This window comes from Mesorhizobium sp. M8A.F.Ca.ET.021.01.1.1, from assembly GCF_003998025.1.
GTDB lineage: Bacteria > Pseudomonadota > Alphaproteobacteria > Rhizobiales > Rhizobiaceae > Mesorhizobium.
The window spans coordinates 1-8,230 of record NZ_RZSJ01000253.1 but is presented as its reverse complement, the minus strand read 5'-3'; the positions used below and the strand labels follow the sequence as shown (position 1 = coordinate 8,230).

The 8,230-nt window shown below is 63.7% G+C and carries 8 protein-coding genes; 7 read left to right on the top strand and 1 reads right to left on the bottom strand.

Features of this window, described 5'->3' with window-relative positions:
* Positions 1-554: tRNA (guanosine(46)-N(7))-methyltransferase TrmB (locus tag EOA36_RS19600; RefSeq protein WP_127279035.1), on the top strand; the 554-nt coding region annotated here is incomplete at its 5' end.
* A 62-nt stretch (positions 555-616) separates the two neighbouring features.
* Here the strand turns inward: EOA36_RS19600 and EOA36_RS19595 are convergent.
* Entirely contained in the window at positions 617-781 is a 165-nt protein-coding gene (locus EOA36_RS19595) for a hypothetical protein (protein ID WP_127279034.1), read from the bottom strand.
* A gap of 288 nt (positions 782-1,069) precedes the next feature.
* Here EOA36_RS19595 and rimP point away from each other — a divergent pair, with 288 nt between their 5' ends.
* The 6 genes from rimP to truB all read left to right on the top strand — a co-directional run bounded on the left by rimP (position 1,070) and on the right by truB (position 8,146).
* Positions 1,070-1,717: a ribosome maturation factor RimP gene (gene rimP / locus EOA36_RS19590; RefSeq protein WP_127279033.1), complete on the top strand. Its 648-nt coding sequence runs from the start codon at positions 1,070-1,072 to the stop codon at positions 1,715-1,717.
* A 49-nt stretch (positions 1,718-1,766) separates the two neighbouring features.
* On the top strand, positions 1,767-3,362 hold the full coding sequence (gene nusA / locus EOA36_RS19585) for a transcription termination factor NusA (RefSeq protein ID WP_027142036.1): 1,596 nt from the start codon (positions 1,767-1,769) through the stop codon (positions 3,360-3,362).
* Between the two features lie 38 nt (positions 3,363-3,400).
* Positions 3,401-4,051, top strand: a complete 651-nt coding sequence (locus EOA36_RS19580; protein ID WP_013891268.1) for an RNA-binding protein — start codon at positions 3,401-3,403, stop codon at positions 4,049-4,051.
* The gene (infB, locus tag EOA36_RS19575; protein ID WP_127279032.1) at positions 4,048-6,624 is read left to right on the top strand and encodes a translation initiation factor IF-2; all 2,577 of its coding nucleotides are present in this window, start codon (positions 4,048-4,050) and stop codon (positions 6,622-6,624) included. The genes EOA36_RS19580 and infB overlap by 4 nt, the downstream gene beginning before the upstream one ends.
* A 125-nt stretch (positions 6,625-6,749) precedes the next feature.
* Positions 6,750-7,160, top strand: a complete 411-nt coding sequence (rbfA, locus tag EOA36_RS19570) for a 30S ribosome-binding factor RbfA (protein WP_127279031.1) — start codon at positions 6,750-6,752, stop codon at positions 7,158-7,160.
* Positions 7,160-8,146: a tRNA pseudouridine(55) synthase TruB gene (gene truB / locus EOA36_RS19565; protein WP_127279036.1), complete on the top strand. Its 987-nt coding sequence runs from the start codon at positions 7,160-7,162 to the stop codon at positions 8,144-8,146. Before rbfA ends, truB begins: the two co-directional genes overlap by 1 nt.
* Positions 8,147-8,230: the final 84 nt, after the last annotated feature.

Below are 8,230 nucleotides of genomic sequence, written 5' to 3'. Positions count from 1 at the left end.
CGCGGACCCTGTTCAAAACCGAGGTTTCGGCGGTTCGGCTCGAGATCGGCTTTGGCGGCGGTGAACATCTTCTGCATCGCGCGACCGAGGCGCCGACGATCGGCTTCATCGGCGTGGAGCCCTTCGTCAACGGCATGGCCAAGATGATGATGGCGGTGCGGGCAGCGCCGCTGGCCAATCTCAGGGTCTACGACGACGACGCCACCCAGTTGCTTGACTGGCTGCCGCCGTCCTCGCTCGACGGTATCGACCTTCTCTATCCCGACCCCTGGCCTAAGAAGAAGCACTGGAAGCGGCGTTTCGTCAGCCCGGTCAATCTCGACCGTTTCGCGCGCGTCCTGAAGCCGGGCTCAAAATTCCGCTTCGCGTCCGACATCGACACTTATGTGAACTGGACCTTGCTGCATTGCCGGGCGCATGGCGCTTTTGCGTGGCAGGCGGATGAGGCAGCCGACTGGCATCGTCCCTATGAGGGTTGGCCGGGTACACGCTATGAGGCCAAGGCCATTCGCGAGGGGCGCCGGCCGGCCTATCTTACCTTCATCAGGACGTAGGCGCTCCCGACCGTCGACGGCTCCGGCAACTTACCGGGAGCCGAATCGAATGCTCATCGCAGTCAGAAACGGCCGATCCTGTTGAATATGGCCGGGTCCATGCCGAGATTGCGCAGGTCGTCGGCTCGTGGCTTACGCCCGGCTTCCACGGCGCGCGATGCGGCAACGGCGCTGCCGAATGTGGTGAAGAGATCGCCCAAGGCGGAGAATATCCTGCGGTTGCTCATGATCTTGTCCTTCCGCGCGCCAGCGCGCGCCAATTCAATTCATTTGATGGCTAACAAATAAGAGCGCGACGCGGGCTCTCACAGGGGGATTGCCGCATGGCGGCCATGCGCCTGGAACAACCCTGAACCCACAGGCTTTTGTCCGGCCGGGACTGCGGACTTGAAACACCAGCCCGGATCGTTTATATCAGCCTCAAATTCTTGGTCGGTATGACGAAGAGTGGGTCCACCCGGTCCCGCTCTTTTTTATTACCTGCCGATAGGTTCGAAACGAACGACAGGCAATTGATGACTGCAACGGCAAGCGAAGGTGACGACCGCATCATCCGCGAAAGCGGCATCGATGCGCGCATTGCGCTGATCGTCCAGCCGGTGCTGCGCGGCATCGGCTTTCGCCTCGTGCGCGTGCATCTGTCCGGCCAGAACGGACTGACGCTGCAGATCATGGCCGAGCGTGAGGACGGCACCATGACCGTCGAGGATTGCGAAGAGGTCAGCCGCGCGGTGTCGCCGGCGCTCGACGTCGATGATCCGATCGAAAAGGCCTATCATCTCGAAGTTTCTTCGCCCGGAATCGATCGGCCCTTGGTGCGCAAATCGGATTTCGTGACCTGGACCGGTCATCTGGTGAAGATGGAGACTTCGGTCGTCGTCGCCGATCGCAAGCGTTTCAAGGGCAAGATCGCCGAGGCTGGTGAGAACGATGTGCTGATCGAGCGCGACAAGGCGGCCTATGGTGAGGAGCCGACGGTGCGCGTGCCCTACGATGCCATTGCCGATGTCCGGCTGATCCTGACCGACGACCTCATTCGCGAAGCGTTGTCGAAGGACAACAGGGCGCGCAAGGAAGCCAAGAGACGCCGCGGTGAACCGGACGACGATGTGTCCGAGGGTGCGGAACCGGACGTCACGGAAGAACACGAACAGGAAATTTGATTGAGCTGCCGGGCGCAAAGGTCCGGCGAACAGGCTCGGGAGAAAGAACATGGTTGTAAGCGCCAACAGACTTGAACTGCTGCAGATTGCCGATGCGGTCGCGCGTGAAAAGTCGATCGACAAGTCGATCGTCATCGCCGCCATGGCCGATGCGATCCAGAAGGCGGCGCGTTCGCGTTATGGTCAGGAGACCAACATCCGCGCCGACATCAACCCGAACACCGGGGAGATGAAGCTGCAGCGGCTGATGGAAGTGGTCGAGAAGGTCGACGATTACGCCACCCAGATCGCCATTTCCTCCGCCCGCGAGCGCAATCCCGACGCCCAGCTCGGCGATTTCATCGCCGAACAGCTGCCGCCGATGGATTTCGGCCGCATCGCCGCCCAGTCTGCCAAGCAGGTTATCGTGCAGAAGGTGCGCGAGGCCGAGCGTGACCGCCAGTACGACGAGTACAAGGACCGTATCGGCGAGATCGTCAACGGCACCGTCAAGCGCGTCGAATATGGCAACGTCATCGTCGATCTCGGCCGTGGCGAAGCGATCATTCGTCGCGACGAGCTGATTCCGCGTGAAAACTACAAATATGGCGATCGCGTCCGCGCCTATGTCTACGACGTGCGCCGCGAGCAGCGTGGCCCGCAGATCTTCCTGTCGCGCACCCATCCGCAGTTCATGGCCAAGCTCTTCACCATGGAAGTGCCTGAGATCTATGACGGCATCATCGAGATCAAGTCGGTCGCCCGCGACCCGGGCTCGCGCGCCAAGATCGCCGTCATCTCGCGTGATAGCTCGATCGATCCGGTCGGCGCCTGCGTTGGTATGCGCGGCAGCCGCGTCCAGGCCGTCGTCGGCGAATTGCAGGGCGAGAAGATCGACATCATTCCGTGGTCGCCTTCGGCCGCCTCCTTCATCGTCAATGCGCTGCAGCCGGCGGAAGTCGCCAAGGTCGTGCTCGACGAGGATGCGGAGCGCATCGAAGTGGTGGTTCCCGACGATCAGCTGTCGCTGGCCATCGGCCGCCGCGGCCAGAACGTGCGCCTTGCCTCGCAGCTCACTGGCTGGGATATCGACATCCTGACCGAGGCCGAGGAATCCGAGCGCCGTCAGAAGGAATTCGTCGAGCGCTCGGCGCTGTTCATGGAAGCGCTCGATGTCGACGAGATGGTCGGTCAGGTGCTGGCCTCCGAAGGTTTCACCAGCGTCGAGGAAGTCGCCTATGTCGATGCCGGCGAAATCGCCTCCATCGACGGCTTCGATGAGGATACCGCCTCTGAAATCCAGACCCGCGCCCGCGAATATCTGGAGAAGATCGAAGCCGAGCACGACGAGAAGCGCAAGGCGCTGGGCGTTTCGGATGATCTGCGCGAAATTCCAGGCGTCACCACCGCCATGATGGTGACGCTCGGCGAGGACGGCGTGAAGACGATCGAGGATTTCGCCGGCTATGCCGCCGACGACCTCACCGGCTGGAAGGAACGCAAGGACGGCGAGACCAAGGTCTATCCCGGCGTGCTGGCCAACCACGGCGTTTCGCGCGCCGATGCCGAGCAGATGGTTCTGGCCGCTCGCCTCAAGGCCGGCTGGATCACCGAGGACGAGCTTGCGGCCGAAGAAGAAACGGCTGACGAAGCCGTTGGTGCGTGAGGTGAAACCGCATCGCACACAACCCGCCCTTGGACGAGATGAACGATCGCACCTGCATCGTCACCCGAAAACAGGCCGAACCGGATGAACTGATCCGGTTCGTCGTCGGTCCGGATTCGGCCGTCGTTCCCGATCTCAAGCGAAATCTGCCCGGCCGTGGTTGCTGGGTGAGTGCCGACCGCCTACATATCGAGAAGGCGGCGGCCAAGAACCTTTTTGCCCGCGCCTTCAAGGCACAGGTGGTCGTACCGCCCGATCTCGGCGGCATGGTCGACGGGTTGCTCTCCAGATCCGCTCTAGGCATGCTGGGCCTTGCCCGCAAGGCAGGCGCGATTTCGCTGGGTGCCACCAAGGTGGAGAGCGCGGTGCGCGGCGGGCTGGCGCTTTTCGTGCTCCACGCGACCGAGGCATCCGACGACGGCGTACGCAAGATCAGCCAGGCGCGGCGGGCGACCGTCCATATTGGCGGCCCTTCCATCCTTGCCTACAAACTTTTCTCCGAGGCCGAGTTGAGCTTGGCATTGGGGGGTACAAATGTGATACATGCTGCCGTCCTCGCGGGAGACGCGGGTAAGGCGGTCCAGAAGCGCATGGTTGCGCTCGACCGATATCGGGGCGGAACCCCGGACGATCTTGCAATGCTTGCGGCCGTTGCTGACGAAGATGATGCTGCAGAGGATATGGAATGAACGATACGAAATCGGGCGACGACAAGACGTTGAGTGTTACACCGAAGAAGACCTTGACGCTGAAGCGCCCCGGCATGGAACAAGGCACTGTGCGCCAGAACTTCTCGCACGGCCGTACCAAGTCGGTCGTGGTCGAGACCAAGAAGCGCAAGTTCTCGCTGCCCGGCGATAAGCCGGAGCCGGTTGCCGCTCCGGCTGCGCCCGTCTTCACGCCGAAGCCGGCGGTCGTGGCGGCACCTGTCGTGCAGGAAGCGCCCAAGGCGCCGCCTCCGCCGCGGCCTCCGGTCGAGCGCAGCGGCATGGTGCTGAACGAATTGTCGCGCAGCGAAATGGACGCGCGCCGCAGGGCGCTCGAGGGCTCGAAGGTCCGCGAGGTCGAAGACCGTCAGCGCGCGGCCGAAGAGGCCAAGCGCCGCGCCGAGGACGAAGAGCGCCGCAAGCGCGAACGCGAGGACTCCGCGCGCCGCCAGGCCGAGGAAGAGGCACGGCTGCAGACCGAGGCCGAATCGCGCCGTCGCGCCGAGGAAGAGGCTCGCCGCCGCGCACCGCAAGCCGCTGAGTTGGCGACCGCCGACGAGGAGGAAGAGGTCAAGCCCAAGCGGGCGATCGCTGGTGCGCCGGTGCGCCGCCTGGTCACGCCCGAAGTGGCGCGCCCGGCCAAGCCGACCAAGAGCGAGGAAGACCGCCGCCGTGGCAAGCTGACACTGAATTCCGCGTTGTCCGACGAGGATGCGCGGGCCCGTTCGCTGTCGTCGATGCGTCGCCGCCAGGAAAAATTCAAGCGCGCGATGCACAATGAGCCGCGCGAAAAGGTCATGCGCGAAGTGATCCTGCCCGAGACCATCACCATCCAGGAACTGGCGCAGCGCATGTCCGAGCGTGCTGTCGACCTGGTCAAGTACTTCATGAAGCAGGGCCAGATCCTGAAGCCGGGCGACGTCATCGACGCCGACACGGCCGAGCTGGTGGCCACCGAATTCGGCCACACGGTCCGCCGCGTCGCCGAGTCCGACATCGAGGAAGGCCTGTTCAACATCGCCGACCGCCCGGAAGACCTCGTGTCGCGTCCGCCGGTCGTCACCATCATGGGCCACGTCGACCACGGCAAGACGTCGCTGCTCGATGCCATCCGCAACGCCAATGTCGTTTCCGGCGAGGCCGGCGGCATCACCCAGCATATCGGCGCCTATCAGGTCGAGAAGAACGGTCAGAAGATCACCTTCATCGACACGCCCGGCCACGCCGCCTTCACGGCCATGCGCGCCCGTGGCGCCCAGGCGACCGACATCGCCATCCTGGTGGTTGCGGCCGACGACAGCGTCATGCCGCAGACGATCGAATCGATCAGCCATGCCAAGGCGGCCGGCGTTCCGATCATCGTGGCGATCAACAAGATCGACAAGCATGACGCCGATCCGCAGAAAGTGCGCTCGGAACTCTTGCGCCACGAGGTCTTCGTCGAATCGATGGGCGGTGAGGTGCTGGACGTCGAAGTGTCGGCGACCAAGGGCACCAATCTCGACAAGTTGCTCGAAGCGATCCTGCTGCAGGCCGAAATCCTCGACCTCAAGGCCAACCCCGACCGCACCGCCGAAGGTGTCGTCATCGAGGCGCAGCTCGACAAGGGCCGTGGTCCCGTCGCCACCGTGCTGGTGCAGACCGGCACCTTGATGCCGGGCGACATCCTCGTCGCCGGCAACGAATGGGGCCGTGTGCGCGCGCTCGTCAACGATCGCGGCGAGCAGATCAAGGAAGCGCCGCCGGCGATGCCGGTCGAGGTGCTCGGCCTTCAGGGAACCCCGCAGGCCGGCGACCGCTTCGCGGTGGTCAACAACGAGGCCCGCGCCCGCGAGATCACCGAATATCGCCAGCGTCTGGCACGCGAGAAGGCGGTGGCCAGGCATGCCGGCCAGCGTGGCTCGCTCGAACAGATGATGTCGCAGTTGCAGACGAGCGGGCTGAAGGAATTCCCGCTGGTCATCAAGGGCGACGTGCAGGGTTCGATCGAAGCGATCAATGCTGCCCTGGACAAGCTCGGCACCGACGAAGTGCGTGCGCGCATCGTTCATTCCGGCGCCGGCGCCATCACCGAAAGCGACGTCTCGCTGGCGGAAACGTCCGGCGCGGCGATCATCGGCTTCAACGTGCGCGCCAATGTGCAGGCGCGTGCCGCGGCCGCGGCCGCGGGCATCGAGATCCGCTACTACTCGATCATCTACAACCTGGTGGATGATGTGAAGGCGGCTCTGTCGGGCCTGCTGTCGCCGGAGCGTCGCGAGACCTTCATCGGCAATGCCGAGATCCTCGAGATCTTCGACATCACCAAGGTCGGCAAGATCGCCGGCTGCCGTGTCACCGAGGGCAAGGTCGAGCGTGGCGCGGGCGTGCGCCTGATCCGCGACAACGTGGTCATCCACGAAGGCACGCTGAAGACCCTGAAGCGCTTCAAGGACGAGGTTTCGGAAGTCCCGGGCGGCCAGGAATGCGGCATGGCCTTCCAGAACTACGAAGACATGCGCGTCGGCGACATCATCGAGTGCTTCCGCGTCGAGATGGTGACCCGCACACTCTGAGTTCGAGTGGCTTGTCGATATTGGGCGGTGGTCGAAAGACCGCCGCCTCAGTGCTATTGAGAATGACCGTTTGAGACTTGCGGCACGGTCCTATCCCGCGCCTCACGCTTTCAGGATTGAGAAAAATGCCCCGTTCCACAACATCAAGCCCATCCCAGCGCATGCTGCGCGTCGGCGAGCAGGTGCGCCATGCACTCTCCGAAACCTTGCAGCGCGGCGAAATCATCGACCCGTTGATTGAAAATTCGGTCGTTTCGGTCTCGGAAGTGCGCATGTCGCCCGATCTCAAGATCGCCACCGCCTTTGTTTCTCCGCTCGGCGCCAAGGATGCCGACGCGGTGATCGAGGCGCTGAACAAGCATGCCAAGTTCGTGCGCGGCCGTGTCTCCGGCGCGCTCAGGCAGATGAAGTACATGCCGGAATTCCGCTTCCGGCTCGATACCTCCTTCGACAATTTCGCCAGGATCAACGACCTGCTGAAATCGCCCGAAGTGGCGCGCGATCTGGATACCGACGACAACAAGGAAGAAGAATGATGGGGCGTCGCGGCAAGAAGAAGGGCCGGCCGGTTTCCGGCTGGGTGGTGCTGGACAAGCCGGTCGGCATGGGCTCGACCGAAGCCGTCTCCAAGATCAAATGGCTGTTTCAGGCCGAAAAGGCCGGCCATGCCGGCACGCTAGACCCTCTTGCCTCCGGCATGCTGCCGATCGCGCTCGGCGAAGCCACCAAGACCGTGCCCTACGTGCAGGACGGCGCCAAGATCTACCGCTTCGCCGTTGCCTGGGGCGATGAGCGCTCCACCGACGATCTTGAAGGGCCGGTGACGAAGAGCTCCGACCTGCGTCCGGCGGAAGCCGAGGTGCGGGCGCTGCTGCCGAAATACACCGGCGTCATCATGCAGACGCCGCCGCAGTTTTCGGCGATCAAGATTGCGGGCGAGCGCGCCTACGACCTCGCCCGCGAAGGCGAGATGGTCGACATACCGCCGCGTGAGATCGAGATCGGCCGGCTCGATATTGTCGAGCACAAGCCGGACCAGACGATTTTCGAAGTCGAATGCGGTAAGGGCACCTATGTGCGTTCGCTGGCCCGCGACATGGGCCGCGACCTCGGCTGCTTCGGCCATATCAGCGAGCTGCGCCGGGTCGAGGTCGAGCCGTTCACGCCAAAGGACTTCGTCACCATTGCCGAACTCGAGGCCGCCCGCTTCGGCGCCACTGGCGATGAGAATTCGGAAGCGGCCGACGACGCCGAACCGGCAGACGCGGTGGCCAAGCCGGTCGACTTCGGCGCCATCGACACGCTTCTGGTGGACACCTCGGCTGCCCTCGACTGCCTGCCGCAGATCGCCATCAGCGATGACGCGGCGACAAAGATCCGCCTCGGCAATCCTGTCATCATTCGTGGCCGTGACGCACCGGTGGAGGCCGAAGAGGCCTGCGCGACGTCACGCGGCAAGCTGGTCGCCATCGGCGCGATCGAGCAAGGCATGTTCAAGCCCAAGCGGGTCTTTGCCGGGTGATGCCACTCATCTAATGTCGGTGCGACATCGCGGCAGAGGGGCTCCATGGCAAAGGCTGACACGGTCAAGAAGCGCGCGCCGGTG

Coding starts and splice junctions, on each gene's coding strand:
- EOA36_RS19595 (WP_127279034.1), bottom strand. CDS start 781: ATGAGCAACCGCAGGATATTCTCCGCCTTGGGCGATCTCTTCACCACA.
- rimP (WP_127279033.1), top strand. CDS start 1,070: ATGACTGCAACGGCAAGCGAAGGTGACGACCGCATCATCCGCGAAAGC.
- nusA (WP_027142036.1), top strand. CDS start 1,767: ATGGTTGTAAGCGCCAACAGACTTGAACTGCTGCAGATTGCCGATGCG.
- EOA36_RS19580 (WP_013891268.1), top strand. CDS start 3,401: ATGAACGATCGCACCTGCATCGTCACCCGAAAACAGGCCGAACCGGAT.
- infB (WP_127279032.1), top strand. CDS start 4,048: ATGAACGATACGAAATCGGGCGACGACAAGACGTTGAGTGTTACACCG.
- rbfA (WP_127279031.1), top strand. CDS start 6,750: ATGCCCCGTTCCACAACATCAAGCCCATCCCAGCGCATGCTGCGCGTC.
- truB (WP_127279036.1), top strand. CDS start 7,160: ATGGGGCGTCGCGGCAAGAAGAAGGGCCGGCCGGTTTCCGGCTGGGTG.